Here is a 25636-nt window from a genome sequence, read left to right on the forward strand (position 1 = left end):
TCTGCGTAAGTTGATCGCTCTCTGATGTCGGCTCGCCAACTATCGCGGACATCCGCCAACTATCGCGAACGGTCACAATATACGACTCCCATAGCGCCACGTCCGCGTACATCGCTTTCACATCAAAGGTGGCGAAGGCTTCATGCACGGCGCTGTCGACCTCGGCGCGGGGTACCTCCCACCCTTCGCCGCGCGGTCCGTCCGGTCGTTCCCACACGCCGAGCGGCACGGCGAACATGTCGCTCACGCGTAGAGCCACCAGGCAAGTTGCGTCGTCGGTCTTGCCGCCGTCGAAGCCAATCGTGATCTCGTCGCCGGGCTGGAGGACCTTCGAGTCGTCCCGCAGGACATCCCACTCGGCCGGGCCGTACACCGCGTCTTCCTCGGCGACGATCTGGTTCAGCCACATGCGCCGCGATCGGCTGGGCGCGATCGTCGTGTCCAGGATGGACTGGAGGATGGTCTCGACCCTCAGCCAGACCGCGTCACCGCGGATCTTCGGCAGGACGATGCGAATCGCCTCTGGCGTCAGGGGGGTTGCGGGGTGGGCTTCGATCGAGTCGTACACGAAGCCGATGTCGGCCGCCCGGCCTTCGAGTATCTTCTCGTACGCCTCGCGCATCCGCTCGGCCACGCTGTCTTCGCCGGGGAGGTAGGCGTTCGTGATCGCGAGGTACCGACTGTCCTTCTTGGTGGCGTTACCGTCGATCGTCTCGTACATGCGGTCGCCGTTGTTGCCAGAGACCCAGTGGTGCGTCTCGTTGAGCACCGTGAACGTGACTCGGCCACCTTCCAGCGCGCGGAAGGAGCTGGTGACCGCTTCGAGCCTCTGCCTGCCACCGTTCGCGCGGATCAGCTCGGCCCCGGCCTTGATGCCGTACGTCTCGATGAGCTTGTCGCTCATAAGGCTCGGCATCAGGGTCATGGTGTTGCGGGTCTGGTCGCGGCTGACGGCCGCAATCTGCACCCACGCCTGGGGGTGCGCGACGCCGGCTGGCTGCCCGTCCGGGCCCCAGTGCGAGAAGCGGCTCGGGCCGACGAACTCGACGAGCGAAATCACGGCCAAAAGCGGGTCTTTCCCCCAGCCTTTGAGCCTCTGGAGCACGCCCTTCCTGTACGTGAAGCGGCCGGTGTCGTCGACCGCGTACCACCACAAGAGGAACCTCAACTGCTCGCGCGTAAAGCGCCAGGGCCCGCCGTCCTCGGCTTTCAGGAACTCGGCGCACCAACCGGCGATCTGCCAGCCGAGCGTGTGCGTCGGGAGTTTCCAGGAGCCGTCCGACTCGCGCATCCACGTAGGGCCGAGGAAGGTCGGTTCGAGGGCTTCAATCTCTTCAGGTGAGAGCGCAAACACGTCTCACCTCCCCGGCTCCAAGGACAGAACCGGACGGGCCAGGTATGCTCAACCCGGCCCAAAAGTCGTGTAGTTCACCAGCAGAGATCAGTGCCGATAAGCACCGCAGCGGCGCCTCCGTGGCAGAGGGGGCCCGGGGGCACCCCCGGTGCCTTGGCCGATCTCTCTCGGAAGGAGCTGCATGGAACTCGCGGGTTGGGTGACTGTCGCCACGGTGGCGGTCGTGGGAGGTTTCACGGTTGTGGGACATCTATTCGACCAAGTCCCGGCGCTCGCCCAGAAGGTGATCACGGCGATTCGCTCAGTTCGCGCGGTGCGCGAGGAAGTGAAGCGGAACGGCCGCAGGTGATCACTGGCCGCGCCAGGCGTGACCCCTTAGCGTCTGGCGCGGTCGCACGACTCAGAGTCCGAGATCCTTCTTGTAGTCGGCGATGGCAATGACGGCCGCGGACTGCTCCTCGGGCTCGGGCTCATGGAGTTCGATGCGCGCACGGCGCCGGTCGCCCTCGGCGACGAGCAGCCGCTCGAATGCGCTGTAGATGGTCTGGAGCATCTGCCCCGACCGTTTCCCCGACTTCTTGTAGTAGGAGAGGTCTTCGCACAGCGAGTAGGCCAGCGCCCAGTCACTCCCCTGGTAGAAATCGGCCTGGCCGCTCTCCTTCAGGGAGTCCCACAAGCGCTTCGCGATCGGGTGCCAGGAGCGGTCGCCGTTCGGAATCCTCGTGGGTCGTGCGACGCCGCGCGTCACAGGCTGTGCGTCGCTTCCCTTGCGGGATCGAGGGCGCGAGAGATCCGCCTCGCGGCTTGGTACGGGGCCGGGGATCTCGCACCTCCCTAAGTCAGGGGCCCCCAAGGGAAGGGGGTCCTCGGGGGCCCGCGCGGCTCAACGGGCCGAGGCCCGGAGCTCTGCCCGGTCAAAGTAGGCCGGGATGCGTATCCACGCGGCGGAACCTGCGGTTGTTGCGTCGGCGTGCGGCAGCCTTGGCCACTGCGCCTTCTCTTGAGCTCTTGACCCGGTGATGCCACCCGCAGAGTGATGCCAAGTTGGTCTCGCGATGGTCGTCACCGGGCTGTATGTGGTCGACATCCGTAGCAGGCTCGGCACATCGCACGCCGTACTGATCTCTGGCTGTGCATTTATGGCCATCGCGCCGAAGGATGCGAATTCTAATCTGGGGCCAATTCGCCGGAAGGCGATCCCTCCGGTCCGATGTTGACCAAGCCATAAGCCTCCAACGGCCATGCCAAAAGAGACTTGGTGCAACGGCGGGTGAGGGGTTTATCAACTTCCCTCTTTGGGGCCCCGGAGGGGCCCAACGGGGAAAGCGGAAAGCCTCCCACTCAAAAGCCTTCTACTTATATATACGGAGTCAATGAGCGAATCCGGAAAGGCGGATGACGTGACGCCTGTCACGGATCGGCACCCCGGGGTCAGCCCAGGTTCAAGTCTTGCGAACGGGACACACTATGTCGTAGGTTGCGCAGCACAGTACGCAAACGGCCCCGGGTCACAGGTGCGCGAACACCTACCCGGGGCCGTCGACCGAGAGGGGTATCTCTCGATGCGAGTGCATCGTAACCGGCACGACCGCGCCTTCGTGGTCGTGCCCAACGCCGCCGCACGGCACAAGAATCTGTCCCTCGTCTCCCGCGGCCTCCTCGTCACGCTCCTGTCCCTGCCGGACGGAGTGAAGGCGACCGTCGAGAGCGTGACCGACGAAGTGGACGAAGGGCGCCAGACCGTCTCCAAGGCGTTCCGGCAGTTGGAGAAGGCGGGTTACCTTCGCCGGTGCCGCTCCCAGGACCCCCACACTGGCCTCTGGGGCACCCAGGCACACGTCTCCGATCTTCCGATGCACACGATCCCGGCGGTCGGTTCACCGGCAGCTCGGAACGTCGGCGACTCTCCCAAGGGAGTAATAACCCAGGGAAAGAACCTCCTCCCCGAGCCCGAGCCCGAGCCCGAGCCCGAGACGCAGGCAGAGCCGGGTGCCGGGGAGGAGGAAGAAGCCTCCGGCGACAAGGAAGGCAAGGCCTCATCTGCCGCCGTCGAGACCGGCCGGGCCGCCCAGGTGCTTGCGAGGCTCGGTGACACCGACCGGCGCCTGGCGCTCAGTACGGCCGAGGTACTCCGCCTGGCCCCGCTCGCCGCCGCCTGGCTTTCCGAGGGGCACAGCGCGATGAAGATCGCGGCGTCCCTGACCACGCGACTTCCCGAGCGGGTCGACTCCGCCGCCGCCCTGGTCTCCTACCGGCTGAAGAACCAGATGCCCGCGAAGCCGCAGCCGAAGGCACCTCCGGCGCCGGACACCCGCGACCGCTGCGAGGTCTGCCGCGCCCCCTTCCCGCTCGGCCGCCGAGGCACCGTGTGTGGCGCCTGCCGCGAAGAGCTCGATCGCGCCGCCGCCTTCCTGTCTGGCACCCCTGCCATGGAGGACCAGGCCGACGATCTCGACACCGCCCGCCGAGGCCGCGCGCTCTGCCGCGCCGCCGTCGCGGCCTGACCGCCCGTACCGAAAGGCAAAACATGTCTTCGATGCACATGCCCTGGTACGCGCGTGTCGTCTTCACCGCAGGCAGGCCCCTCGTCCTCGTCGCCGCCCTCGTCATGTCCGTCCCGGGCGAGATACGCATGGCAGAACTGGCGGGCTGGCACGGCTGGACGACGTGGCTCATGCCGGTGTGCGTCTCCGCCTACGCCGCCTGCGCGGCCGTCATCTCCGACATCCGCCGCCGTGCCAAGGCACCCGGCCGTGTCACTGCCACCTTCGGCGCCGGGGCCGCCCTCGGCCTGGCACTGTCAGCTCAGGTCGTGGCGCACCTGATCGATCGCGGCTACATGGCAACCTCGGCGATCCTCGTGGCAGCTGTATCCGCAGTGCCACCGCTCGTCGTGGCGCACATGCTCCACATGGCAGCCATGCCGGCCGCCGAAGTCACAGCCGCCGAGCAGATGCGCGAGCTGGAGGAGACGGCCACTTACCTGGCGGGCGAGCTGGCAGAAGTCCTTGACCTGGCAGGCCGCGAGCTCGTCGCCAAGAGCCATGGCGTCGTCAACGAGTACGAGGAGCTGTCAGCCGCCGCCGACGAGCTGGCCTCCGAAGCGGACGAGATCGCGGACGAGCTGACCAGCGACCTGGCAGAAGCCGAGAAGGCAGAGCGGAAGCCCCGGCGGAAGAGCGCTGCCAGGAAGGCCGTCCCGCTGGCAGTCGCCAAGAACACCGTCGCCGCCATGAAGGCGGAGGGTGAGAAGGTCACTGGGCAGACACTCGCAGAGCGCCTCGGCTGCTCGGAGCGGTCCGGCTACCGATACCTCGGCGAGGTCCAGGCAGCTTGACCCGCCACTCCGATGCTGGTCAACGCCTTTACTGGTAAAACGCTTGACTGGTCAAGGCGTTGACTGGCATCCTGGCAGCATGACGGAACACGAAGCTCTCATCTTCGAGTACACGATCGTTGGCCCCGACCCCCAGGTCGTCGACGGCCGGGAGATCGCCACCGGCATCGCCGCGGACTGGACGGGGACCGCTCACGACCTCGGTCGCGAGATCCTGAAGCGCTGGCTGACAGACCCTCCGGCCGAGCACGCCGAGGAACGCGTCCTGGCGGTGGAGGTGACCGGCACGAACGGCGCCTACGCCGCAGTCGATGACCCCACACCGGCCGAGCCCTCGGTGCACGACCTCGAAGTAGCCATCGAGGCCAAGCTCATCGCCGACCACGTGGCCGAACAGGCTGGCAAGGAGCTGGCGGAGGCGATGCGCAACGCGAACCGGCGGGGCTTGTCGAAGAACCGCGTCGCCGACAAGACCGGGCGCGTGATGTCCCGCCCGACCGCGCTGAAGCTGCTCAAGAACTGACCCAGCCCGACGAGCTGGCGGCTTGAAGCGCTTGGCCCGTGACACATAAAACCCACCCCGGCTTGGGTAAGGCGTCAAGTTATAAGGGTCAGCTCGCTACAGTGGGCGTGACGGCCGTTGCTTAGTCGGCTTCCGGTGTGCACTGTCGTCGCCCCGTTGGGGCCGTCGCCTGGCCGCGACGACCCCAGGGCGAACCTTCACCGAGGTTCGTTCAGGGAATTGCCAGTCCGGCTGTGGTCAGTGCTCACCGCCCTTCTTCGCGTACTAGCCAGTCCGCCAGACAGCGGCCGGCAAGAGACGCGAGGAAGGTGGCGGTAGCGGGCCACAGCCGGGCCACCCCTCTTTTCTCTTTGCGGTGGCGCCCTTGTGCCACGGTGCGTGTCCTCCTCGGTTGTGGCACTGTCCGGTTGACAGCGCCGGGCGTGAGGGGAGGAACACGCCCTGCGGCAGGGCGCCTTCGCCAGCATGACAATAGGGCCACCTGGCTGGCGACGAGGCCGAAGCTGCCTACTTGCTCTCAAATTTGCGAGCTTGTCCGCCATGATCTGACAGTTGAGGTTCTGTCTTCGATCGAATAGCTCAGTGCGGCGCATTTCTTGACGTAATTTGATCGCTTAGGTTCACGCAACTCAGTGTCCGCAGCGCCTACTTGCCTCCAGGATGGTCGCCTCGCCGACCTTGGAACCGTGGCAGAATCCGAGCTGCTAAGACGTGGCGGTCCGGGCGCACGTATACCGGGGGTCATACCCCCACCCTCACGCCGGGGGGTCGCGTACGTACGCGTACGCCTGCACCACGCACACCCCCCGCACCCCCCAAGGCAGTCCCCGCATCAGGGCAGGAAACGGCATCTGACCTGCGCTTTCAAGCTGATGTTTGCAAGAGTTGAACCTTGTGGGGTAGCTTTCTCCCTGTCGCCGCAACGGGACGCCAGCCGCAAGGCAGGCAGACCAGAGCGGGGGCGGTCACTCGAAGCGATTGCAAGAGTTGCACCAAGGGTCCAGGCTTGCTAGAGTCGGAGCCAGCGCCACACCAGCCACTGAGACCGGGCCGCACGAGCGGCGCCGCCGGATGGTGGGTAAGGCGGGAAGTGCAGTAGCGATTGATAGAGTTGAACCAACCGGTGAAGGTCCGCTAGGATCGGAACCATCGCCGCCCGGTCCGCCGGGCAGGCACTCAAACTCCCCGCCTGCTGGCTTACATGCCACAGCGCGGACAGCACGACCTCCGTCCCGATACCGCCGTGAGGCAGGCGTCGGGGGTGAAGGAAGGGCGACCACGGCCCGGAAGTGAGCGCGAACGTAGGCAGGGCATCCTGCCGCTTGATGGAAGCGCAATCGGACGGCATCGAGAACCCCTTCGGGTACAGCCACCCAGGTGTAAGGAACGCTGCCCGTACCGGCCCATCCAGCCGGTAGCAGTCGGGCGCCGCATCCAACTGACGCAACTCGCTGTGCCGTTCCGCAGGATGTCCTGCGGTTCGGTGGACAGGAGGTCGGAAGGATCGGTCGGCAGGAATGTGACTGGCGTGTGTCAGGGCTCACCGTCCATCGGACGGCCGGAAACGGACCGGGAACCTCGGAAGCGAGGCGAACGGAACGCGGTACGGCGCGAGGGTGGACGGTGAGACGAGGCACGAGCGAGCCTTACCCGCTAATCGCTCACGCTGAATATCCGGCCTGATTGCAGGCCGGGCCTCCCGGACGCCACAGGGCGTAGGTGCGAAACCGCTGGGAGGCGCCACGATCACGACGCGTTTGTAATACTTGAAGCGTTGCGTCGTGGTCCGATGCCGCTCCGCCGTGTGGCGGGGTGGCCTGCTGGCCGGGTGCTCGCCCGGCCGTGACCCCGAATGGAGAGACATGATCCTCACCGCGCACGGTGTGTCCCTGGCGAAGGAGGGTGACTCGCTGGCCGGTCTGCCCTTGGGGGCCGAGGTGCAGAGCCTGAATGAGCGCGTGTGGCGTCTGGCCCGTGAGCTGGATGCCACCAGGACCGAGCTCGATACCCGCCGGGAGGCCGAGGTCGAGCTGATCGGGCTCGCCCGGGATGTAGCGATGGAGAACGCGGACCTGCGTGAAGCGGTCGAGATGCTGTCGACGGGGCTGGAGCTCGCGCTAACGCTGCGCGCCTGATCGTCCATCCGTTTGTAATAGTGTAACTAGCTTGTGGGGATGTACATGCAGCACAGACTTGACGCGCCATCCGACGAGACGCTGGCCGAGTACGCGGCCCGACTCGATGACGACTACCGTTCTTGGCCTTCCTGGTACACGGGGAGGGCCAACCCCTTCGAGCTCCCGACGCACGTCGAGATGTTCACGTGGCACGACGACAGCGCGGGCTGGATCGAAGACAAGAGCAACTTCGAGGTCGCCCGCAGCCTGATCCGCGACGCCGCAGATGAGGGACACGAAGGCACCGAGGTCTCCGACGAGCATGTCTACGAGTGCGGCCACGGAACGAGCGCCCGGGACTACGCGCAGCTCTTCGTGCAGGTCTATGACGGCGGATGCCCTGTGGACTGTCTCGGCACGCACACCGGTGAGTGCAAGCCCAACTGTGACCCGTACCTCGACTTCTGCTGTGGCGACGAGTGCGAGGGGGACTGCCAGCAGACCCGCACGTACACAGCAGCCTTCCGCGAGGCAGTCGCCCTGGCCGAGCACATCAAGCACGAGTACCCGTTCCTCGACGAGGACGACTACGACCAGCAACGCCTCCAGGTGTTTGAGAAGAACCTCGGCGAGGCTCTCGAAGACGTGAAGCTGCACTTCCCCTACGACTCCGAGGCCGACCACAGGTCCATCGTCGAGCACGGTTCCGAGGCCCTGCATGACCTGGAGTACCGCGACGAGGACGGTCACGCCTGCTGGGACGAGGTACGCGAGGCGTACGGCGACGCTCGGGATGAGCACTTCCTCGACCTCGGCCGCGCCTTCATGCGAAACGAGATCCCCGGACAGCTCGCCCTCATGTCGGCCTGACCTTCCCCTGACCGCCACCCCTCCCTGGATTCCCCTCTCGGGGAGGGGTGGCTTCTCCATGCGAATGCGAGGACATATGCCTACCCGCCCTTACGAGGTGCGCGTTTGGAACGAGGTCGCAGACCTCCTCGGCCTCTGGACGATCGAGCCGGACCACCAGGGCCGGTACGTCGTCACTCACGACCACCGTGAGGAGACCCTCTTCGCCTCCGAGGGTGACGCCTTGAACTTCGCCCGGTTCGGCGCCGAAGCACTCGTCGAGACCTCCCGCCGCGACTGCCCGTGCGAAGGCGACCCCGAATGCGGCGTCTGGGAGCCGCACGGCATCTCGATCCAAGAGGTTGAGGGAGAACTCTCCCTGGTCACCCCGCCCCTGCTCTGCCTGTAACCACCCACCATCACCACAGGAGCAATTCCATGCGTGCCTTTAAGCGCCTCACCTCCCTCGTTGCGAAGCGGAAGTCTCTGCCTCACCCCCTGTCGGCCGCCCCGTCCCGGCTCCGCCGCGCCTTCAATCCCTGGAGTGCCCTGCGTGCTGAGCGGCGGACCACCGCGCTCTACATAACCTGGGCCACCGAAGCGGCCGAGGTCGCCGCGGAACGCCTCGACCAGTACCGCACCGCGACGTGCGATCTTGCGACCCTCTTCGATGACGGGATGCTGGCCGACGCCATCGCCGAGCGCCTCACGTGCTCGGAGGCACAGCAGCTCGCGGAGTTCTTCCGGGCCGTTGACCACGCACATGTCGCAGACCTTTGGCTGGGCCGCCACGCCAATGCCGATGACGAAGACGACCTGCATTTCCAGGGCGACCGGTCCGATCTCATCCTCGCGGCCTGAGCAGGGACGGAAGCCGAAATGTTCGAGTGTGACTTCTGTTGCCTGCCCGGCGCCCGCTGGCTGTACATACCCCAGGACCGGGCCCACGTCGCGCTGATGACCGACGACGGCGTGGTAACCGCCATCCCCAACGACGGCCGATGGCGGGCCTGTGACATCTGCTCCGATCTCGTCGACACCGACGACATGGAACGCCTGGTCTCCCGCTCCCTGACCACCCTGCGCCTGCTCGGCGCCCCCGTCCCGAACGGGGGGCTGGAGCTTGAGCACATGGCCGTGGTCGTCATGGCCAACTTCGCCACGGTGCTGGCCGGTAGGCCCACCAAGCAGCCGCTGTAGGTCATTGGCGAAACCCCCCTTCGGGGGTCGGGGCGGGGTGGTGCCCGCCCCCTGACGATGCCAGCCGCATCACAAATACAGAGGCACACATGCACAGCGACCAGCAGAATCACCCGATGCTCGCCCGGGTCCGCGCGATCCTGACCAAGGCGGAGGACCCGGCCGCGTCGCCCGAGGAGTCCCAGGCGTACTTCGCCAAGGCCGCCGAGCTGATGTCGAAGTACGGCATCGAGCGCGCCATGATCGCGGAATCTCTGCCGGAGACCGACAAGCCCACAAACCGCGTTCTGATCGAGAAGGGTTCATACCTGCTCGACCGCGTGAACTTGCTGATGTCGATAGTTGAGGCGCTCGGCGGCCAGTCCGTCCGGTGGCGGACCTACGACCCGCAGACCGGCAAGTACGTGCAGACGGTCAAGATGTACGGCTACGAGTCTGTGCTCGACCGAGTCGAGATGCTGTATACCTCCCTTTTGCTCCAGGCGTTCAACGGCATGAAGAAGGGCCGCCCGCTGCCCGGTGAGTCGACCACCGCCTACCGCAAGACCTGGCTGGCGGGCTTCCGCTCCGTCGTCACCCAGCGACTCGGCGTCGCCGAGCGAGCCGCCGTCGAGGAGGCAGACCGGCAGCTCGGGGGTAAGGCTGAGCTGGTGCTCGCCAAGCGCGAGGACACCGTCCGGGCCATCTTCAAGGCCGCGCACCCAAAGGTCCGAAGCGCCCCCAAGCGTCGCCTGACGGGCTCCGGCTGGCGTAAGGGCGTCGAGGCCGGGGAGCGCGCCGACCTCGGCACGAACACCCGTCTCGGCTCCGGTCGGCGCCAAGCCCTCGCCGCGTAACCCCTCCCACCTTCGGGCCACCGCCCGCACAGAACTAAGCCACCCGCCGCCGGGCCACGCCACCGGCCCGGCGGCACCTACCCAGCGAGGAGCAACGTGCTCACCCTGTCCACCTCCAGTCGGCCGAGCGTCTGGATCGGCTGCCTGTCCTGCTACAACGCCGGACGCCTCGTCGGCGACTGGTACGACGCCGACATAGCCCACCTCGTTACCCCGGAAGACCTCCACGGCCGTCCCACCAGCCACGAGGAGCTGTGGGTCATGGACCACGAGAATTTCTGCGGCGCCCTGGAAGGCGAGTGCTCGCCGCACAAGGCCGCCGAGATTGCTGAGACCCTGGCCGACCTGTCCGAGGACGAGACCGCCCCCTTCTCCGCCTGGGTCGAGGTGTTCGGCGAGCAGTCCGACCGGCCCCACTGGGTCGAGAAGTTCAGAGACGACTACCGCGGATTCCACGACAGCGAGGCCGACTTCGCCCAGGAGTGGTTCGAGGAGACGTCCGATGCGGAGCAGGTGGCCCGCCTTACCGAGTGGCCTTTCAGAGACATCGACTGGGAGAGCGCCTCGCACGAGCTGTTCACAGGCGGATTCCACGCCGAGGACGCGCCCGGCGGCATCTACGTCTTCTGCGCGTGCTGAACGCGGAGCCCTGCGTCGAGTGCGGCGACGTGCCCGAGCTGCTCGACGAAGACCTGACCTGCGGACCTTGCCGCATCCGAATCCATCTGGGAGCAATCGTGATCACAGCCGAGACGAAGAAGTGGACCGTCTCCGCCCTGCACAACGAGCGCACAGAGACGCTCCTGATCGCCGGAGTCTTCGCAGGCCACCGTTTCGACGAGAGCAGCGACACCCACACGAACGACACCCTGTACCGCTTCCTGCGGTTCGTTGAGGCGCCCACCGCCGACGACGCCGAGCTTCTCGTCCTGGACCAATTCGACGCCGACTCCCTGGAGATGCACGACGACGAGGCGGTCGCGGCATGAACAAGATCGTCAAGTTTCCGGTCGAGATCGTCACGCACGGCGATATCGAGATCGAGATCGACGTGCCCGAGGAGTTTCTCGACGACGACGGAGATGTCTTCGACGAGGACGGCCTCCGCGACTGGCTCAACGACAACGAGGAGCACTGGCAAGAGCTCATCCCCGACTACGAGGAGATCCAGTCCAGGGAAGTCCTCGAAATCGCCAACGTCTACTGAGCTCGCCGGAGATCCACATGACCGACCGAATCAAGCACCTCGTCGGTGAGCTGAGCGAAGCCGTCGACACCATGCGCCAAGAGCCCGAGGACGGCCGGGCCTGGTCCTGGGACGACGAGCACACGTCGGGCCTGAACCTCGCCGACGCAGCCGAGGCTCTCATCCTCGCGCTCCCCGCCGACACCTGGCCCGCCTCCTGGTTCAAGGCCGAGCCAAAGGCCGAGGCCGGTGACCGAACCCTCAGCGCGTACGAGGAACAGCTCGTTTCCGAGCTCCTCGACTACCTCGACCGCTGACCCCACACACGACGACGGCGCGCGGCCGCCTGCCTGAAGTGGATTGATGAGATCGCCGACTTCCCCAGGGGCGACTGGGAGAAGGCCCAGCACGCGCTGTGGCACTACCGGCGCGCGACCGCCGAACTCCTCGACGCACTGCGTGCCGGCCTGTCCCTTCCCGCCTGACCTCCCAAGGACACGACCATGAGCTACGACACCAAGTACGAGTTCCCCGAGGGCGAGCTGTACATCACCATCATCCCGGCCCGCACCAAGAGCGAAATCTGGGGAGGAGAGTCGGTCATCCTCCCGGAGTCGCGACTCGCTGTCAGTTCCTCGCTCGACGAGAAGGACGACCCTGGTTTCGTGAAGATCCGGGGCCGGAAGTACCGGGTCGCCTCCCGGCGCACGAGGGCCCATACCCGGCGCGAGAAATGGCTGCGCAGCACGGACTGCTCCGTATGGAGCTGGGAGACGCCGCTGCGCCGCTGGGAGTTCACCAACGAGATCGACCAGGAGGTCGGCGAGTCCACCGCAGCTTGCGAGCGGCTGCGCCAGATGGTCGAAGACGCGGCCATTCGGTTCGAAGCCGACCACCCCGAGTGGCGGCGCATCAGCGAGCGCCTGGAACTCGAAGGCGAGCTCCGGAACGCCGAGGCGGTCAGGGGAACGGTTTGCGAGGAACTGCGCAAGACAGACGCGCAGATCTCTGACCTGCAAACCCGCATAGCAGCCTACGCGGCCTGACGAGGAACCGTGAGCTACTACCTCAACCACAAAGAGCCCTTCCAGCTTGGCGGGAGCACCGCCGCTGAAAGCTGGTACGCGAAGATCGACGAGAGCCGATTTCGCGATGCGAGCGACGACCGGCCGGCACCCATCAGCCCGATTCCCGATCCCTACGACGAGCCGTACGACCTCGGCGCCTACGCGGGTCCTCACGGCTACGTGTACGTGTCTCCCACCATCGCCGTGTGCCGGTGTGGGTGGCACCCCTGGAACCATCCGGGATACACCGTCGCCGATCACCTCAAGGACTGGGGGCAGTGGCTTACCAGCGTCGAGCCCGTGGACGTGGACTGATGTCCCTTACCCGCCTCGACCCGGCCCGAGCACGCGCTCGCCGCCTGACCATCCAAGAGAGAACATGCGCGCCAACCTTCTGCTCATGCACTACGCCCGAAGCCCCCTCGACTGCCCCGCGTGCGAGGCGGACCGGCTCACGTCCATGGCTGACGCCCGCATAGCCATCTGCATAGCGTCCGGCGTGGCAATCGACGACATCGACCGCGTCACCGGCTACGACCACTCCCGTCGCGGATACGAACGCGTCCGCGCTTCCTGGATAGACCTCCTCCGCCAGCACGGCGCCAGCGAGTTCCACGAGCTTCGCGACATCGAAGAGGTCCGCGCCCTGTGGGCCGAGAAGCGCCCTCAGTTCGTCGAGGGCGACGACTGGGTGACCGAGGCGTTCGAGGCGCACAAGGAGTTCGTCGCCTCCCTCGGCCGCCCGTGCCGCCGTACGAGCTGCATCGTCCACTTCCCCGCACCGACCCTCTGACCCGCAAAGAGAGCAACATGACCGACATCATCGCCGCCACCCAAGACGGCCGCTTCCGCGTGCGTCTGGTCCCCGACAAGCACGCGCAGAACCCCCGCCTCGACCCCGACCACCTGGCGCACGTGATCACCATCGACACCCACCTTGGCCAGTACGCCCCCATCGACAAGGACGGCGGCCCACTCGCCGAAGCCTGGGACCGTGTGAGCTGGAACCGCTGGCAGGGCGTCGAGATCTTCACCCGCTGGGCCCGCATCTTCCACGGCGCCATCGTCATCGAGTCCCGGCCGGCGCGCGGCCCCGTTTCCCTGTGGTATCTGCTGCGCGAGGACGCCGAAGACCTCGGCATGCTCCCCGAGGGCTACCTCGACGCCGAGCGGGCCGAATACCAGGCGTGGGCCGAGGGCGACGTGTACGGATACGTCGTCGAAGAGGCCGTCGACCGGTCACGCACCGATGGCCAGGGCGAGTCGATGTCCACGTGGGAAGAGGTGGACTCCTGCCGGGGCCACTACGGCTACGGGTGGGCTGTCGCACAGGCCCGCGCCGCGCTGGACACCCACGCCCGCAATACGGTGCTCTCCGACTAACGCCGACTCCATTGTTATAGTTTACCTAGGGATGACATGACCGCCAACTCCTCACCCAAGTCGGCCGCTCCCGAGCCGAGTCCCCAGACCCGAAAGATCGCTGACGTGAAGGTCGGCCAGCGCGTGAGGGTCACCGGCAACGACACTCGGGGCTACACCACCACCCGCACCGGACGCCTACTGGCCGCACCGAAGAAAGTGATGACCCAAGACTGGGGCAAGCGCGTCAAGAAGTGGCGCCTGCACGTCTCCGACGAGGCCGGAGCCATGCCTGCGCACCGGAACTCTGTGTCGCTGCCCCTGAACGCCGAGGTGGAAGTCCTCCCCGACGCGTGAAGCACCATCTCAAGAGGCGGCCCGAGCAGCGCCTCCAGTGCCTACGCTGCCGGGCCGCCTTCACCGACGAAACCTCCGCGCGCCGGTCGACGTTCCCGTGCCCGGACATGCCCCTGGTTCACGGACTCCTGGGCCAGCGCGAGCACATCGTGTACGCCACCTGGAGCCGAGATCGTTCCTGCGAAGCGTGGAACTGTCCAGACCCAGAGCCGTCCCACAAGTGGCACGGCCCCGATCCGTACTGCGACGAAAGCCCCTGTGGCATCTGCCTGCACAACTGCGACTGCGACGTGTGCGAAGGCCGCGTCCAAGCGCCCGGTCTGAACCGACTCATCGACAGCCGCGAAGGCTGACCATCCAACCAACAAGGAGAAACGAATGACCAAGCGTGCCGACTACCCGGAGTTCGCGGCCTGGGTGACCGGGGCCGCTGCGGCGGCGGGCTTTCCGGTCGACGTGCCCCGGTCGGGCGGCCTCCAGCGGCTCGCTGAAGCGATCGGCACCGTTCAGTCCTCCGTGCAGCGCGTCCTCGCAGGTGAGCGCGTGCCCGCCGTCCGGCTCTGGCCCGCCTGGACCGCTGCCCTGAAGATCGAGGCTGAGGAGTTCAAGAGCCGCGCGGTTGAGGCCCGCCGGGCTGCCAAGGCTGCGCGCCTCCGCCCGGCCGGGCCCCGACCGCTCGTTGGCGGCACGAGTCACCCGCTCGCCGCCTCATGCCTGATCGGTCTCTCGGGGCCCGCGGGATCGGGCAAGGACACCGCCGCGCAGACCCTTGTCGCCGCGGGATGGCAGCGCAAAGCGTTCGCGGACAAGGCGAAGGACTTCCTCTACGCGCTGAACCCGCCCACCCCTTTGGAGGGAGACTGGGAGGAGGCGTATCCGCTGGCCGTCGAGGTGGATATGTTCGGCTGGGATGCAGTGAAGAAGTGCTCCGGCGTCCGGGCGCTCCTCCAACGCTGCGGCACGGAGGCCGGTCGGCACATCCTCGGCCCCGACGTGTGGGTGAACACGCTCTTCAGGGACTTCGCGGAGTGGGAGCGCCCGACCGTCATCACTGACGTTCGATTCCCCAACGAGGCCGAAGCGATCAAGGCGCGTGGTGGGCTACTGGTTCGCATCGACAGGCCGGGCCAGGTGCCCATCGACGAAGCGGGTCACATGAGCGAGCACGCACTCGCCGACTGGCCCTTCGACGCGGTGGTCATCAATGACGGCACGGAGCTTCAGCTCGGCTGCCGACTTCTCTCCACCGTGAGCTCAATGTAAGAGTTGAGCCGGGATGGTCATTGAGATAGTGTTACTGGTGATGAGGGAGGAGAACCTGTGACCAGCACTACGACGACATTCCGGATCGGCAACCCGGTGGTCCTGGACGAACTGCCAGCCGGGACGGAGATACGAGACGCAGACGGTGACACCGGCACCAAGTCACGCGACGGAGCCTGGAAGGTGATCGGCTTCCCGGTGGAGCTGGACCCCGACTGGTTCACGTTCCCCGTGGAGGTTGTCGACCCGACGCCTGAAACGGCGCTGTTGGTCGCCGACATCACCGGCCCGTATCGGCTGCCCGACCTCATGGCCGAGCTCCGCAGCGTCGTCACCGACATCAAGAAGCTGCACGAGCGGCAGGGAGTACAGCTCGACGAACTCCGAGACGACTGCGGCGACGTGCCCAGCGGGAACCTTCGGCGCTTCGACGAACTGCGGTACGACATCCACCCCGAGCAGCACTCGGACAAGCTCGGCGCGGTCCTGCGCCGCCTGAAGGAGCTCGTCGACCCCGAAGGCGGCGAGTGAGGCTCACTCCCCGCCATGAGGAGATCGACGCGGTGAAGGCGCTCTTGGAGGACGACTCCTTCGAGAGCGCCGACCAGATGGCCCGGGCCGTGATCAAGGAAGTCGCCGGCATCCTCCAGATGCGCGACTGGGTGGCCCTCGTCCACACCTGGAGCGACGGAAGCCGCGGGCTGAACTGGGCACCGTTCGGCAACGAGGCCGAGGCCAAGAGCTTCGCCTCCAAGCTCGCCATCGGCGGCACGGGACGACTCGTCAAGCTCAACAGCCCCGGCGTCATGCTCGCCAACATCGACGGCAAGAAGGGCTGGAAGGGCTACTGCCAACACCCCGAGTGCGGACACGCGCCCTTCACCCATGCCACAGCAAGCGCCGCCCGAGGCGCCTGCCAGATACCCACCTGCCCGTGCGACCGATTCCTCAAATAGATCAAGGACATCAAGCGATGACGATCAAAGCCGTCAAGTTCAGCAGCTGCGAATGCGGCCACGGCCGCGCCTACCAGGACGAGCACATGGCCGCCAAGGCGCTCGGCCGCGCGCAAGCGAAGCGCCACCGCGCCGGAGACCGGAAGGGGAGCCGTCGCGGCCTCCACCGCGAGAACCGCTACTACGAGTGCGAGCACGGCCTCTTCCACCTGACCACGCAGTCCCGCGCCGACTACCTCGGTGCCGCCGCGTGAAGTACAGCGAGAAGGCACTCGCCAACGGCTGGGGCTGGGTCCTCGGCGTCTCGGGTCAGGAATGCCGGGTGTACTCGCGCTCCGCCCAGCAGCCTCCGGCGGAAGACCCGGCGGAGCTGCTCGGACGGATCACGAAGCTCTTGGGCATCGACGACCCTGCACAGATTCCGGCCGCCATTCGAAGGCTCCAGGAGGACCGCAAGAGGGCCCTCGCCTCGGCGGCCATCGCGTGGGCCGCTGTGCACACCTTTATCGCCGACGACATGCGAGAGGGGGCTGCGTGAGTAGTAACGCCTCTCAGCAGCTCATGTCTCCCGACGAGGTCGCGAGGTACCTGGCGAAGCCGAAGAGCTGGGTCTACGGAAACTGGCGAAGCCAGGGAATCCCTTTCAAGAAAGTCGGGAGCGCCCTTCGCTGTCGACTGACGGACCTTAACGAATGGCTCGATCGGCAGATCCCATGAGGGCTAGCTGGGTCGAGAACCAAGAAGAGCCGAGGGTTACTCGGGGAGAAGAAGGGAGGGTCATGCGTGGCCAAGAGAGGTAACGGCCTGGGTGGTTCCCCAGTCGAGATTCCACGACGGGGTAGACCCAACACGTGGGGAGTGCGCACGCCCGAGCATGTCAATCCGGTCACGGGGAAGAAAGAGCGCCCTTGGATAGGGCGGGAGTACAAGACCAAGACGGAGGCTGAGCGGGCGCTTCGAAAGTGGCTCACTGACTACGAAGCGGGGAAAGTTACGGGCCACTCGAACATCAAGTTGGGTGACTGGTTGGACAAGTGGCTGTCCGATCTCCGAGTTGAGGCCACCACCATCGCCGGTTACGAGCCGAAGATCCGGCTGCATATCAAGCCCCACATAGGCAAAAAGAAGCTCAAGGAAATTACTGATGACGATTTGGACGCCTTGTATCGGATGTTGGAGGCGGCCCCGTGCCCGTCGAATAAGGGAAAGCCGCTCGGGGCTAAGAGCGTCCGGCACGTGCACAACATTCTGTCGGGCGCCTTCGAGGCCGCAGTAACCAAGAAGCTGCTTCTCAGTAATCCAGCGGCTACAGCCAGCCCGCCCACGGTTCGGCAGATAAAGGCGCAGCAGCGCAAGTATGTGACGCTCGATGACGCGGGCACCGTCCGTTTCCTTGGGGATATTTGGGCTCCGTGCAAGCGACGGGGCTGCGGCCCGCTGCACTTCTGCACACGCGACGCGCCACTGTGGACGACGTACATCGCCACGGGCGTTCGCCGCAGCGAGGCGCTAGGGATGATGTGGGATCTCGTCCGCTGGGAGGACTGCGCTATTGAGCTGGAGTGGGTTGTCGTTGAGGTCGGAGGCAAAACAGTGCTGCGACGGCTCACCAAGGACGGAGATGACGCGGCCGTGATCTACGTAGATCCGGCAGTGATGGAGGTGCTGAAGGTGCAGCGGGAGCGTCAGCAGATGTGGAAGGAGAGGCTTGGTGGCCTCTGGGTTGAACAGGGCCTGGTGTTTGCCCGTGACGGCTACATGCGCCGGGAGGACGGAATCACGCCTGGCGGCCCCCAGGACCCCGGGCAGGTCACAGCACGGTGGCGCACCGCCAGGAGGAGGCTTCACCTCCCCGAGAGATTCCGCCTTCACGACTGGCGGCATAGCAAGATCACGAACGATCTGGAGGCCGGGGAGAACCCGGTAGAGGTCTCTGCGAACGCCCGGCATCATTCGCCGGGATACACCATGGGTCAGTACGGCAAGCGCCGAGCCGAAGGGGCCCGCAGGCTGGCGGCCGGGACGGCTCAGCGCCTTGGTTTGGGGGCCCTCGCATGAAGGTGCTGGCTCCGTTGGTCACGCCGTTGGTCACGCGGCGGGTGACGCCGCGCATCGCCGCAGGTCAGAGCCCTAAAAAACCTCAAGACGGTCGGGGCCGCCACCCCCCACAGGAGAGGCCCCGACCGCCGTGCGAGACGGACCCGCGTGCGAGCCCGTATCCCCTACAGCGTCGCACGGCTCGAATGCGTCACACCGGGCCCCGGGCACCGGTCTGGACGTGGCCCGGCGGATGCCCGTAACGTGCAGGTCCGCGCCGCTGGGCGCGGTTATTGCGTATCTCTTCGCGGTCTGGATCATCGGCCGTGTTTCCAGGGGGCCTGAAAAATGTATCCGTGTGGGAACTGTCGTGCCGTGGCTGTAGGGGCGGACGGGCGCTGTGGCGCCTGCGGTTCCTACCAGCAGCAGTCGCCGCAGGCACTGCCAACCGCCCCGCCGGTCAGCTACCCCGCACCCGGCGCGCCGGGCATGGGCATGCAGGCGCCGGTCGATCTTCGGCGCGGCCTCTCGACGGCCCTGACGGTGATGTTCTCGTTGCTGCTCGTCTCGCTGGTGCTCGTGCTGATCGCGCAGGGCGACCAGTACGGCGTGCTCGGCGACATCAAGGACGGCAAGAGCGTCTCCTTCGAGGAGGCCGACGACGCCGACGACTTCGCGACGGCCATGTCCGTCCTGAACTTCATCGCCGTGGTCCCGGTCGTCGTCCTGTGGGCGGTCTGGTTCCTGCGGCTGCGGCGCAACGCGGAGACCTTCGCGCCCGGACAGCACCGGTTCAGCCCGGGCTGGGCGGCGGGCGCGTGGTTCACCCCGGTCGTCAACCTCTGGTTCCCCAAGCAGATCGCCAACGACATCTGGCGGGCCAGCTCACCGCAGGGGCCGCAGGCCGCCCGGCGCGGTCTGCTCAACGGCTGGTGGGTGACGTTCATCGTGAGCAGCGTCGTCAACGTCGTGGCCAGCGTCAGGTACGACCTGGCGTACAACAAGCTGGACGACGGCGACTACTCCAGCGTCGGTGAGGCGCAGGACCTCATCGACGACGCGCACTCGGCGCTCGGCATGAGCCTCTTCGGGTCGGTGGTGAGCATCGCCGCCGCGATCCTCGGCCTGTTGCTCGTCCGCCAGATCACCAGCATGCAGGAGCAGCGCGCCGCGCTGCCGCCGCAGGTGGATGGCGGCGGTCCGGCGCCGTTCGGTGGCACCGGTGCCCCGCAGTACGGAGGGGCCGCCCCCTACGGCGGCCCGCAGTACGGTGGACCCCAGTACGGCGGTGGGCCCGGCATGCCACCGGCCCCCGGGCCGCAGGCGCCTGGCCAGCAGCAGTACCCGTACGGCTCCGGTCCCGCCGGATACTGAAACCGACCGGCGGACGGACGTCGACCACGTACGGCGCCGCTGAACCGCGAAGTCTCCAAGTGGAGCAGGATGAGGGCGTGCAGGGGGACGACGGGGAACTGACCGCCGCGGTGCGCGCGGCACAGGACGGGAACGAGACCGCGTTCCGGACCGTCTACCGGTCCGTGCACCCCCGGCTGCTCGGGTATGTGCGGACCTTGGTCGGCGACTCGGACGCGGAGGACGTCACGTCGGAGTCCTGGCTGCAGATAGCCCGCGACCTGGGCAGGTTCGACGGCGACGCCGATCGTTTCCGTGGCTGGGCGGCGCGCATCGCCCGCAACCGGGCCCTCGACCACATCAGGATGCGCGGGCGGCGCCCGGCCATCGGCGGCGACGAGACGGAGCTGACGGAGCGCCCCGCCGACGCCGACACGGCGCGCGAGGCGCTGGAGTCGCTGGGCACCGGACGCGCCCTCGCGCTCATCGCCCAGCTGCCGCGCGACCAGGCCGAGGCGGTGGTGCTGCGGGTGGTCGTCGGCCTCGACGCGAAGAGCGCGGCCGGAGTGCTCGGCAAGCGGCCGGGCGCGGTACGCACCTCGGCGCACCGCGGTCTGCGGCGGCTCGCCGACCTGCTGACCCCACCGCCCGGCGAGCCGCCGACCGCCGCGGTGCCCGCGACGGTGAACGGGAAGCCGCTCGGACAGAACGGCACGCTCCCCGACCCCGCGGCCGCTCCCGGGCCGTGCCCCGGGCCCGTGCCGGAAGCCGGGCCGATGCCCGGTGCGGGACCCGCCGCCGGATCGGCCTCCGCCCCCTGCCCGGAAGCCCGTGCCGATGCCGGTGCTGGTGCCGATACCGGTGCCGGGTCAGGAACAGGGTCGGCGTCAGGGTCAGGGGGTGTCCCTGAGACAGGGGATGTTTCTGGCCGTGGGGGTGGACCGACGCCGATGGAGGCGATGGATACGAGCCACATGACACGGTTCGGAACAGGCCCGGCGATGTCGTCGGCAGCAGGTCCCGAGGTGGTGTCCGACGGTACAAACCCCGAGGTGGGAGCGGCCCCGGCGGCAGAAGTGCCGGGCGACGGATTTCCGCCGCAGCGCCTGGGGCGCGGTGGCGCGGCGGCGTCCGCCAGTGTGACGGATTCGCGCGCGCGGACGCAGAGGGACATGTGATGGCCGACAAGCACCAGCACGGCTGGCTGGATGATGACGCCGTGGAGCGGCTGCTGCGCGGCGATTCAGTCAATGCCCAGGGCGGGCCTGACGCAACGGACATGGGGGACATCGCGGACGGTCGGCCGAGTGCTGCGGCCGAGCGTCTGACGGCCGCACTGGCGGCGCTGACCGAGGAAGCGATCGGGCCGGTGGCCCGTGAGGCGGACGCGGAACGACCGATGCGGGGTGAGGAAGCCGCGCTGGCGGCCTTTCGTGCGGCGCGTTCGGCGAACGCCCCGGACCCCGCCGCGCTGCCCCCCGAGATAATCGGCGCCGGGACGCGCGGTGGTGGCGTACACGACACCGGAACCCGCGATCCCGGCGTGAGCGGCATCGGCCTGGGCGGCACCGGCATGAACGGTTCTTCTCATGGCTACCCCGCCGTCGGCGACGCCCGCACCGGCATCGCCGCTCGCAGCGACGCACCGCTCAGCGACGCCCCCCGCAGCGGTGCGGCGCCGGGCGACGACCCGCTCGGTACCGCGTCTCCCGGCAAGACCCCGCCCGGTGAGCCGGGCCTTCAGGTCTCAGGTCCGCGCGGCGCGGGCACCAACAGCGGCCCAGGACCCGGCCACGGCACGCTTCCCGGTCCGCGAGGGCGACGCACCGCGAGCCCGGCCGTCACCACGGTCGTCGGCCGACTGGACGCAGGCGGCAACCGCAGAGCCACGAGCGCCCCGGGGAGACCGTCGCCGGTGCGGCGGCCGTTGCGCGTGGGTCTGGCGGCAGCCCTGGTGGGCTGCGCGCTGGGCGGTGTCGCCGTCGCCGCCAGCACCGGGATGCTCCCGGCCCCGTTCAGGGGCGACGCGAAGCCCGCGCCCGCTTCCAGCGTGACCGCGGCGGAAACACCCAATGACGTGCTCCCCGAGCCGAAGATCTCCGACGACGGCGCCTCGCCGTCCGCCGGAGCGTCCGACTCCCGCCCGCCGCGCGAGAGCGGCTCAGGCCCGACCGGTTCGACGACGCGGCCCGGCGTCCCGGACGGCGGCGATGCCACCGGCCCCAGCCAGGGCGGTCCCGGCGGCTCCGGCGGTCGCGGTGAGGAGAACGACCACGGCGGCGAACCAGGGCGCGACGGCGAGTCGCCCCTGCCGCCCGACCCTGACAAGAAGCAGTGGGCCGTCGCCCTGTGCCGCGAGTATGTGGCCGGGAAGGGTGGCAAGGACTCCGACCTCGACCCGCAGACGATGCGCAGGCTGGAGCGCGCGGCGGGCGGGTCCGACGCGGTGCACAAGTTCTGTGACGGCGTGCTGACCCCTGGCGGCCGTCCCAGCCACGGCGGTGGCGGCGGCGGTGGCAACCAGGATGGCGACCACGGCGACAGCGATCGGCCCGGGGACGGCAAGCCAGGGGGCGGCGGCAACCCGCCGCCGCTGCCCTCGCACCCCGACAAGCCGGTGCCCGACCCGACCGTGACGGGCTCGGTGCAACCGACAGGGCAGCCGACGACGGCACCGGCAGTGACGCGGCCCGCCCGCCCCTAGGCACTTGTCCGCCGCGCGGAATCCGGGAATCCTGGAGCCGAGCGGCACCCTGGAAGTCATCCGGAATCCATGAGGTGTGACGTTTTCTTCAGCGGTGACGCTGTAAGAAGCGGGCCGACTGGTCATCGGCCGCGCGGAAAGCCAAGGTTCCCCCCGTACCTTCGGCTACGCGCAACTGGCGCGGGCGGGGCACGTTCCCCCGGCCCTGCCCGCGCCCCTCTTCTTCCTCTCCCGCCGCCCTGGCGGTGGACGACCGGCCCCGCTGCTCCAGCGGTAGACCCACCGCCCTGGCGGTAGATCCGCTGCCGTAGCAGTAGAACCACTGCCCTACCGGTAGCCCCACCGCCTTGGCGGTAGACCCAACTGCCCTAGCGGTAGATCCACCGCCCTAGCGGTAGACGACGACCGTGTCACCCGCCCGCACCTGCTGGAACAGCGCGGCTATCTTCGCGCGGTCCCTGACGTTCACACAGCCGTGCGACGCGCCGCTGTATCCGCGCGCGGCGAAGTCCGACGAGTAGTGCACGGCCTGGCCGCCGCTGAAGAACAGCGCGTACGGCATCGGCGTGTCGTAGAGGGACGAGACGTGGTCGCGGCTCTTGAAGTCCACCTTGAACTGTCCCTCGCGCGTCGGCGTGTACTGCGAGCCGAAACGCACGTCCATCGACGAGACCACCTTGCCGTTCACGATCCAGGCCAGCGTCCGGCTGGACTTGCTGACGCACAGCGCCCGCCCGGTCATGCAGCGCGGGTCCGGCTTGGCCAGCGGGTTGGTCGTCGGCGGATACAGCGCGTCGCGACCCGGCGTCTTCGTCGCGCCACGCAGCCTGGACCAGGTGGCGCCGTCGAGAACCCCGGAAGCCGGGAGTCCGTGGCCGCGCTGGAACGCGGTGACGGCGCCGCTGGTGACCGGGCCGTAGAAACCCGTCGGGTTCCGGTGGAAGTGGCCGAGCTGGCGCAGCCGGGCCTGGAGTTCGCGCACCGTCTCGCTCCGGGCGCCCGGAGCCAGCACGGGTGGCGGCGCGGGCTTCGCTGTCCGCGGCGACTGGGCGCCCCGCGGCGGAGCGGGGTGCCGCACCTGCACCTTCCGCTCCTTGCCGCTGGGCGCTGTCCGCGCGGGCCCGGGCGCCTCACCATCGTCCCGGCCCGTGCCGTCGCGCTGCGTGGCGCCCGCGCTGTGCGACGCGTCGCTCTCTACGGTCACGGGCTTGCATCCCGTGGCCGCCGCCGTCACGGTCACGGCCGCCACGGTGGCGAGCGCGGCGCGCAGGACAGACGTGGATATCTGGCGCATCAGATGCCCCCCGGATCACGAATGATTCCCCTCCACGTATGCCCGGAGCTGCCGCGCGCCGAACCTCGCGGCATGCTGAGTAGCAGCGCGAGCGCGGCGCGCGGTCATCACGGGAGTGGTGCGGCGCCACGCGTGCGCGGTGCGGTGGAGACGGGAACCGAGCGGAAGGCGAGACCCATGGTGAGCCAGCCGGGCAGCGGCCCGAGCCAGCCGGGCAGCGGCCGGGCCAGTGAGAGCGGATTACCCATCGAGCCGGTGTACGGGCCGGAAGCGCTCGCCGGGTGGGACCCGGCGGAGAAACTGGGCGAGCCCGGCGCGTACCCGTACACCCGGGGCGTGTACCCGTCGATGTACACCGGCCGCCCGTGGACGATGCGGCAGTACGCCGGGTTCGGCACGGCCACCGAGTCCAACGCCCGCTACAAGGACCTGATCGCGCACGGCACGACGGGCCTGTCCATCGCCTTCGACCTGCCCACGCAGATGGGCCATGACTCCGACGTCCCCCTCGCGCACGGCGAGGTCGGCAGGGTCGGCGTCGCCATCGACTCCATCGACGACATGCGGGTCCTTTTCGACGGCATCCCGCTGGACAAGGTCTCCACGTCGATGACGATCAACGCGCCAGCCGCGCTGCTGCTCCTGCTCTACCAACTCGTCGCCGAGGAGCAGGGCGCGTTCTCGCGCCGGCTCACCGGGACCATCCAGAACGATGTGCTCAAGGAGTACATCGCGCGCGGCACGTACATCTTCCCGCCGAAGCCGTCGCTGCGGCTGGTCGCCGACATCTTCACGTACTGCCAGAGCGAGCTGCCCAGGTGGAACACCATCTCCATCTCCGGCTACCACATGGCCGAAGCCGGTGCCTCGCCCGTGCAGGAGCTCGCCTTCACGCTCGCCGACGGCATCGAGTACGTCCGTACGGCCGTCGCCGCCGGGCTGGACGTGGACGACTTCGCCCCGCGCCTGTCGTTCTTCTTCGTCGCCCGCACCACCCTCCTCGAAGAGGTCGCCAAGTTCCGGGCCGCGCGCCGGATCTGGGCCCGGGTGATGCGCGAGGAGTTCGGCGCCAGGAAGCCCAAGTCCCTGATGCTGCGCTTCCACACCCAGACGGCGGGCGTGCAGCTCACCGCGCAGCAGCCCGAGCTGAACCTGGTGCGGGTGGCGGTCCAGGGGCTCGCCGCCGTCCTCGGCGGTACCCAGTCGCTGCACACCAACTCCTACGACGAGGCCCTGGCCCTGCCCACCGACAAGTCCGCCCGGCTCGCCCTGCGGACCCAGCAGGTCCTCGCGTACGAGACGGACGTCACCGCCACCGTCGACCCGTTCGCCGGTTCCTACGTCGTGGAGTCGATGACGGACGACGTGGAGGCGGCGGCCCTCGCGCTGATGCGGCGCGTCGAGGACCTCGGCGGCGCGGTCAGCGCCATCGAACACGGCTTCCAGAAAGGGGAGATCGAACGCAACGCGTACCGCATCGCTCAGGAGACCGAGGGCGGCGAGCGGATCATCGTCGGCGTCAACCGCTTCCAGCTGGCGCGGGAGGAGCCGTACGAGGCGCTGCGGGTCGACCCCGCGATCGAGGCACGGCAGGCGGCGCGGCTGGCCAGGCTCCGCGCCGACCGCGACCAGGCGGCGGTGGACGCGGCGCTGGCGGCGCTGAAGCGGGCGGCGGACGGGACGGACAACGTCCTCTACCCGATGAAGAACGCGCTGCGCGCCCGCGCGACGGTCGGCGAGGTGTGTGACGCACTGCGCGAAGTGTGGGGCGCGTACGTCCCGGCTGATGCATTCTGATCCCTGACCGGCTCGCCTGAGCCGGGCGGGGGGGGGGGGGGGGG

The 25636-nt window shown here is 68.0% G+C and carries 32 protein-coding genes, 1 other RNA gene and 1 pseudogene; 31 read left to right on the forward strand and 3 right to left on the reverse strand.

Annotated features, from left to right (window positions below):
- Positions 1–1354: terminase large subunit domain-containing protein (locus tag AC5P1B_RS34745; RefSeq protein ID WP_493892015.1), on the reverse strand; the 1354-nt coding region annotated here is incomplete at its 3' end.
- Between the two features lie 181 nt (positions 1355–1535).
- Between AC5P1B_RS34745 and AC5P1B_RS34750 the strand changes: the two genes are divergently transcribed.
- Positions 1536–1703 carry a hypothetical protein gene (locus tag AC5P1B_RS34750; protein WP_493892016.1) on the forward strand — a complete coding sequence of 56 codons (168 nt, stop codon included), beginning with the start codon at positions 1536–1538 and terminating at the stop codon, positions 1701–1703.
- 51 nt (positions 1704–1754) lie between these two features.
- On the opposite strand, the gene AC5P1B_RS34755 is transcribed toward AC5P1B_RS34750, so the two are convergent.
- Entirely contained in the window at positions 1755–2207 is a 453-nt protein-coding gene (locus AC5P1B_RS34755) for a phage terminase small subunit (RefSeq protein WP_493892017.1), read from the reverse strand.
- 709 nt (positions 2208–2916) lie between these two features.
- On the opposite strand from AC5P1B_RS34755, the gene AC5P1B_RS34760 reads away from it, so the two are divergent.
- From AC5P1B_RS34760 to AC5P1B_RS34900, 29 genes and pseudogenes are all read left to right on the forward strand, one after another.
- The gene (locus AC5P1B_RS34760) at positions 2917–3858 is read left to right on the forward strand and encodes a hypothetical protein (protein WP_493892018.1); all 942 of its coding nucleotides are present in this window, start codon (positions 2917–2919) and stop codon (positions 3856–3858) included.
- A gap of 23 nt (positions 3859–3881) precedes the next feature.
- A complete protein-coding gene (locus AC5P1B_RS34765; RefSeq protein ID WP_493892019.1) occupies positions 3882–4691 on the forward strand; it encodes a hypothetical protein in 810 nt (269 codons plus the stop codon).
- A 79-nt stretch (positions 4692–4770) separates the two neighbouring features.
- Positions 4771–5214, forward strand: a complete 444-nt coding sequence (locus AC5P1B_RS34770) for a hypothetical protein (protein WP_493892020.1) — start codon at positions 4771–4773, stop codon at positions 5212–5214.
- A gap of 1862 nt (positions 5215–7076) precedes the next feature.
- Positions 7077–7349, forward strand: coding sequence for a hypothetical protein (locus AC5P1B_RS34775; RefSeq protein WP_493892021.1), 273 nt, complete (start codon positions 7077–7079; stop codon positions 7347–7349).
- 45 nt (positions 7350–7394) lie between these two features.
- Positions 7395–8201, forward strand: coding sequence for a hypothetical protein (locus tag AC5P1B_RS34780; protein ID WP_493892022.1), 807 nt, complete (start codon positions 7395–7397; stop codon positions 8199–8201).
- Between the two features lie 76 nt (positions 8202–8277).
- Positions 8278–8589, forward strand: a complete 312-nt coding sequence (locus tag AC5P1B_RS34785; protein ID WP_493892023.1) for a hypothetical protein — start codon at positions 8278–8280, stop codon at positions 8587–8589.
- A 29-nt stretch (positions 8590–8618) separates the two neighbouring features.
- Entirely contained in the window at positions 8619–9041 is a 423-nt protein-coding gene (locus tag AC5P1B_RS34790) for a hypothetical protein (RefSeq protein WP_493892024.1), read from the forward strand.
- An 18-nt stretch (positions 9042–9059) separates the two neighbouring features.
- Positions 9060–9380, forward strand: coding sequence for a hypothetical protein (locus tag AC5P1B_RS34795; RefSeq protein ID WP_493892025.1), 321 nt, complete (start codon positions 9060–9062; stop codon positions 9378–9380).
- A gap of 5 nt (positions 9381–9385) precedes the next feature.
- Positions 9386–9450, forward strand: an RNA gene (locus tag AC5P1B_RS34800) — hammerhead ribozyme type II.
- A 19-nt stretch (positions 9451–9469) separates the two neighbouring features.
- Positions 9470–10216, forward strand: coding sequence for a DUF2786 domain-containing protein (locus AC5P1B_RS34805; protein WP_493892026.1), 747 nt, complete (start codon positions 9470–9472; stop codon positions 10214–10216).
- 96 nt (positions 10217–10312) lie between these two features.
- A complete protein-coding gene (locus AC5P1B_RS34810) occupies positions 10313–10855 on the forward strand; it encodes an antirestriction protein ArdA (protein ID WP_493892027.1) in 543 nt (180 codons plus the stop codon).
- Complete coding sequence (locus AC5P1B_RS34815; RefSeq protein WP_493892028.1) at positions 10849–11205, forward strand: hypothetical protein; 357 nt, start codon at positions 10849–10851, stop codon at positions 11203–11205. Before AC5P1B_RS34810 ends, AC5P1B_RS34815 begins: the two co-directional genes overlap by 7 nt.
- Positions 11202–11423, forward strand: a complete 222-nt coding sequence (locus AC5P1B_RS34820) for a hypothetical protein (protein WP_493892029.1) — start codon at positions 11202–11204, stop codon at positions 11421–11423. The genes AC5P1B_RS34815 and AC5P1B_RS34820 overlap by 4 nt, the downstream gene beginning before the upstream one ends.
- 17 nt (positions 11424–11440) lie before the next feature.
- Entirely contained in the window at positions 11441–11719 is a 279-nt protein-coding gene (locus tag AC5P1B_RS34825) for a hypothetical protein (RefSeq protein WP_493892030.1), read from the forward strand.
- A 186-nt stretch (positions 11720–11905) separates the two neighbouring features.
- Complete coding sequence (locus AC5P1B_RS34830) at positions 11906–12448, forward strand: hypothetical protein (RefSeq protein WP_493892031.1); 543 nt, start codon at positions 11906–11908, stop codon at positions 12446–12448.
- A gap of 9 nt (positions 12449–12457) precedes the next feature.
- Positions 12458–12784: a hypothetical protein gene (locus AC5P1B_RS34835; RefSeq protein WP_493892032.1), complete on the forward strand. Its 327-nt coding sequence runs from the start codon at positions 12458–12460 to the stop codon at positions 12782–12784.
- 64 nt (positions 12785–12848) lie between these two features.
- Positions 12849–13262 carry a hypothetical protein gene (locus tag AC5P1B_RS34840; protein WP_493892033.1) on the forward strand — a complete coding sequence of 138 codons (414 nt, stop codon included), beginning with the start codon at positions 12849–12851 and terminating at the stop codon, positions 13260–13262.
- A 17-nt stretch (positions 13263–13279) separates the two neighbouring features.
- Positions 13280–13852 (forward strand): hypothetical protein, encoded by a 573-nt coding sequence (locus AC5P1B_RS34845; protein ID WP_493892034.1) that lies wholly within the window; start codon positions 13280–13282, stop codon positions 13850–13852.
- A gap of 36 nt (positions 13853–13888) precedes the next feature.
- Positions 13889–14188, forward strand: coding sequence for a hypothetical protein (locus tag AC5P1B_RS34850; RefSeq protein WP_493892035.1), 300 nt, complete (start codon positions 13889–13891; stop codon positions 14186–14188).
- 378 nt (positions 14189–14566) lie between these two features.
- Positions 14567–15451: a deoxynucleotide monophosphate kinase family protein gene (locus AC5P1B_RS34855; protein ID WP_493892036.1), complete on the forward strand. Its 885-nt coding sequence runs from the start codon at positions 14567–14569 to the stop codon at positions 15449–15451.
- Between the two features lie 57 nt (positions 15452–15508).
- Complete coding sequence (locus tag AC5P1B_RS34860; RefSeq protein ID WP_493892037.1) at positions 15509–15982, forward strand: hypothetical protein; 474 nt, start codon at positions 15509–15511, stop codon at positions 15980–15982.
- Positions 15979–16407: a hypothetical protein gene (locus tag AC5P1B_RS34865; protein WP_493892038.1), complete on the forward strand. Its 429-nt coding sequence runs from the start codon at positions 15979–15981 to the stop codon at positions 16405–16407. The genes AC5P1B_RS34860 and AC5P1B_RS34865 overlap by 4 nt, the downstream gene beginning before the upstream one ends.
- 17 nt (positions 16408–16424) lie before the next feature.
- The gene (locus AC5P1B_RS34870) at positions 16425–16661 is read left to right on the forward strand and encodes a hypothetical protein (RefSeq protein ID WP_493892039.1); all 237 of its coding nucleotides are present in this window, start codon (positions 16425–16427) and stop codon (positions 16659–16661) included.
- A complete protein-coding gene (locus tag AC5P1B_RS34875; protein ID WP_493892040.1) occupies positions 16658–16945 on the forward strand; it encodes a hypothetical protein in 288 nt (95 codons plus the stop codon). Before AC5P1B_RS34870 ends, AC5P1B_RS34875 begins: the two co-directional genes overlap by 4 nt.
- A 23-nt stretch (positions 16946–16968) precedes the next feature.
- Positions 16969–17124: a helix-turn-helix domain-containing protein gene (locus tag AC5P1B_RS34880; protein WP_493892046.1), complete on the forward strand. Its 156-nt coding sequence runs from the start codon at positions 16969–16971 to the stop codon at positions 17122–17124.
- 141 nt (positions 17125–17265) lie between these two features.
- Positions 17266–18465, forward strand: coding sequence for a tyrosine-type recombinase/integrase (locus tag AC5P1B_RS34885; protein WP_493892041.1), 1200 nt, complete (start codon positions 17266–17268; stop codon positions 18463–18465).
- A gap of 354 nt (positions 18466–18819) precedes the next feature.
- Entirely contained in the window at positions 18820–19818 is a 999-nt protein-coding gene (locus AC5P1B_RS34890; protein ID WP_493892042.1) for a DUF4328 domain-containing protein, read from the forward strand.
- A gap of 77 nt (positions 19819–19895) precedes the next feature.
- Positions 19896–20534: pseudogene (locus tag AC5P1B_RS34895) on the forward strand (RNA polymerase sigma factor); the annotation flags it as partial.
- 440 nt (positions 20535–20974) lie between these two features.
- Entirely contained in the window at positions 20975–22501 is a 1527-nt protein-coding gene (locus tag AC5P1B_RS34900) for a hypothetical protein (protein WP_493892043.1), read from the forward strand.
- 388 nt (positions 22502–22889) lie between these two features.
- Here the strand turns inward: AC5P1B_RS34900 and AC5P1B_RS34905 are convergent, their stop codons facing one another.
- Positions 22890–23795, reverse strand: coding sequence for a L,D-transpeptidase family protein (locus tag AC5P1B_RS34905; RefSeq protein ID WP_493892044.1), 906 nt, complete (start codon positions 23793–23795; stop codon positions 22890–22892).
- A gap of 177 nt (positions 23796–23972) precedes the next feature.
- Here AC5P1B_RS34905 and AC5P1B_RS34910 point away from each other — a divergent pair, with 177 nt between their 5' ends.
- The gene (locus AC5P1B_RS34910; RefSeq protein WP_493892045.1) at positions 23973–25592 is read left to right on the forward strand and encodes an acyl-CoA mutase large subunit family protein; all 1620 of its coding nucleotides are present in this window, start codon (positions 23973–23975) and stop codon (positions 25590–25592) included.
- The last annotated feature ends 44 nt before the right edge of the window (positions 25593–25636 follow it).

It is taken from the genome of Streptomyces sp. A01, from assembly GCF_059026195.1.

Bases quoted from the DNA above. Each gene is read 5' to 3' on its own strand.
- AC5P1B_RS34830 (WP_493892031.1), top strand. From the start codon at position 11,906: ATGAGCTACGACACCAAGTACGAGTTCCCCGAGGGCGAGCTGTACATC.
- AC5P1B_RS34760 (WP_493892018.1), top strand. From the start codon at position 2,917: ATGCGAGTGCATCGTAACCGGCACGACCGCGCCTTCGTGGTCGTGCCC.
- AC5P1B_RS34790 (WP_493892024.1), top strand. From the start codon at position 8,619: ATGCGTGCCTTTAAGCGCCTCACCTCCCTCGTTGCGAAGCGGAAGTCT.
- AC5P1B_RS34820 (WP_493892029.1), top strand. From the start codon at position 11,202: ATGAACAAGATCGTCAAGTTTCCGGTCGAGATCGTCACGCACGGCGAT.
- AC5P1B_RS34880 (WP_493892046.1), top strand. From the start codon at position 16,969: ATGTCTCCCGACGAGGTCGCGAGGTACCTGGCGAAGCCGAAGAGCTGG.
- AC5P1B_RS34870 (WP_493892039.1), top strand. From the start codon at position 16,425: ATGACGATCAAAGCCGTCAAGTTCAGCAGCTGCGAATGCGGCCACGGC.
- AC5P1B_RS34750 (WP_493892016.1), top strand. From the start codon at position 1,536: ATGGAACTCGCGGGTTGGGTGACTGTCGCCACGGTGGCGGTCGTGGGA.
- AC5P1B_RS34900 (WP_493892043.1), top strand. From the start codon at position 20,975: ATGGCCGACAAGCACCAGCACGGCTGGCTGGATGATGACGCCGTGGAG.
- AC5P1B_RS34840 (WP_493892033.1), top strand. From the start codon at position 12,849: ATGCGCGCCAACCTTCTGCTCATGCACTACGCCCGAAGCCCCCTCGAC.
- AC5P1B_RS34795 (WP_493892025.1), top strand. From the start codon at position 9,060: ATGTTCGAGTGTGACTTCTGTTGCCTGCCCGGCGCCCGCTGGCTGTAC.
- AC5P1B_RS34905 (WP_493892044.1), bottom strand. From the start codon at position 23,795: ATGCGCCAGATATCCACGTCTGTCCTGCGCGCCGCGCTCGCCACCGTG.
- AC5P1B_RS34845 (WP_493892034.1), top strand. From the start codon at position 13,280: ATGACCGACATCATCGCCGCCACCCAAGACGGCCGCTTCCGCGTGCGT.
- AC5P1B_RS34910 (WP_493892045.1), top strand. From the start codon at position 23,973: ATGGTGAGCCAGCCGGGCAGCGGCCCGAGCCAGCCGGGCAGCGGCCGG.
- AC5P1B_RS34785 (WP_493892023.1), top strand. From the start codon at position 8,278: ATGCCTACCCGCCCTTACGAGGTGCGCGTTTGGAACGAGGTCGCAGAC.
- AC5P1B_RS34775 (WP_493892021.1), top strand. From the start codon at position 7,077: ATGATCCTCACCGCGCACGGTGTGTCCCTGGCGAAGGAGGGTGACTCG.
- AC5P1B_RS34770 (WP_493892020.1), top strand. From the start codon at position 4,771: ATGACGGAACACGAAGCTCTCATCTTCGAGTACACGATCGTTGGCCCC.
- AC5P1B_RS34855 (WP_493892036.1), top strand. From the start codon at position 14,567: ATGACCAAGCGTGCCGACTACCCGGAGTTCGCGGCCTGGGTGACCGGG.
- AC5P1B_RS34850 (WP_493892035.1), top strand. From the start codon at position 13,889: ATGACCGCCAACTCCTCACCCAAGTCGGCCGCTCCCGAGCCGAGTCCC.
- AC5P1B_RS34780 (WP_493892022.1), top strand. From the start codon at position 7,395: ATGCAGCACAGACTTGACGCGCCATCCGACGAGACGCTGGCCGAGTAC.
- AC5P1B_RS34805 (WP_493892026.1), top strand. From the start codon at position 9,470: ATGCACAGCGACCAGCAGAATCACCCGATGCTCGCCCGGGTCCGCGCG.
- AC5P1B_RS34825 (WP_493892030.1), top strand. From the start codon at position 11,441: ATGACCGACCGAATCAAGCACCTCGTCGGTGAGCTGAGCGAAGCCGTC.
- AC5P1B_RS34765 (WP_493892019.1), top strand. From the start codon at position 3,882: ATGTCTTCGATGCACATGCCCTGGTACGCGCGTGTCGTCTTCACCGCA.